1 protein-coding gene is annotated in these 1092 nt (G+C 60.7%); it reads right to left on the bottom strand.

Features of this window, described 5'->3' with window-relative positions; translation table 11 throughout:
* Positions 1-126: 126 nt before the first annotated feature.
* A partial coding sequence (locus tag WFM69_RS19255) for a hypothetical protein (RefSeq protein ID WP_337007445.1) occupies positions 127-1092 on the bottom strand: 966 nt, incomplete at its 5' end.

The raw sequence follows: 1092 nt of genomic DNA, 5'->3' as shown, positions 1-1092 counted from the left end.
CCGCCTCACCCTCGTCACCGACACCAGAACCGAGGTGAACACCGACACCGTCCTCGAGCTCAGCGCCTAACCGAAAACAACAGCAGAAGGATCACCGACCGCTACACCACGTGCTGGGGCTTGACCCTACGAGGCCTGCTCGTCCTCGGCCTGCGGCAGATCGTCAACGTAGGCATGGATCGTAGTCAGCACGTTCTCGGGCTTGATGTTCAGTTCCACCCGGTCATCTCGGGCGATGAAGTACCCAGGAGCCATCCGGCTCAGCGCCAAGCACTCTTCCCGCAGCTCAGCGTCCGTGATCGTAAGCTTCTTCGCGATGCGAAGTGCAGTGCGAAGCGCGGCGTATTCCACCGTGTGATCGCGATCGTCCTGCTGGAGTTCCCATACGGTTTCGAGAATCTGCTGGTGGGGGCTGGACTCGGGCTGAGATGCGGCAATCACATCCACCCACTGCTCGGCTTCGTTTGGGGTCTGGCAAGTGGTCAGCAGCTCACGCATCTTCGCGAGGTTGACGCGTTTAAGCGGCGCGAGTCGAACAAGCCGTGCAAGGTCTCTAGCACGCATCAGGGTGATGCCCTTGGTGGGGTTGGCGAGCTTGTCGGCTTGGATCTCACGGATTACCGCGCCGAGATCGTCCGGGCCCGTCTCAAAGTCTGGGCCGACGACGATGGCATAATCGCAGTCTGCTTCGTCACGATGGCGCGCGATCGTTGACACCTCGACGCTGCTCTTCTTTACCTTCCCACCCGGCTTCTCTTTGCTCTTCGCTTCCAACGAGACTCGGTACTGTGCGACGCCGTTGTCGCCCGCTGGGAGGAAAGCCTCGGCGAGGCCGTCCTGCTCATCCTTAGCCGCCTTCGGCACAGCCTCAAAGCCGAGCTGCTGGAAGACATCGACCAGGGCGAGTTCGAGGCCTTTCGCACTAGTCAACGAATTCATAAGGCCTTGTGCGACGGTGATTGAGTTCTGAGCCCTGATCCACCGTCGCGATTCGGTTGAGCCGCGTTTCGCTTTTCGTTGAGTTGTTTCGGCGGGCGGGCGTGCGTGTTCTGCCAGCCGGGGCTCTGGCTTATCCACGTCGATCTCCGGTTC

This window comes from Microbacterium sp. LB12 (assembly GCF_037150835.1).
Taxonomy (GTDB): Bacteria; Actinomycetota; Actinomycetes; order Actinomycetales; family Microbacteriaceae; genus Microbacterium.
Note: the sequence above shows the minus strand (reverse complement) of the source record. Positions and strands in the feature narration are given on the sequence as shown.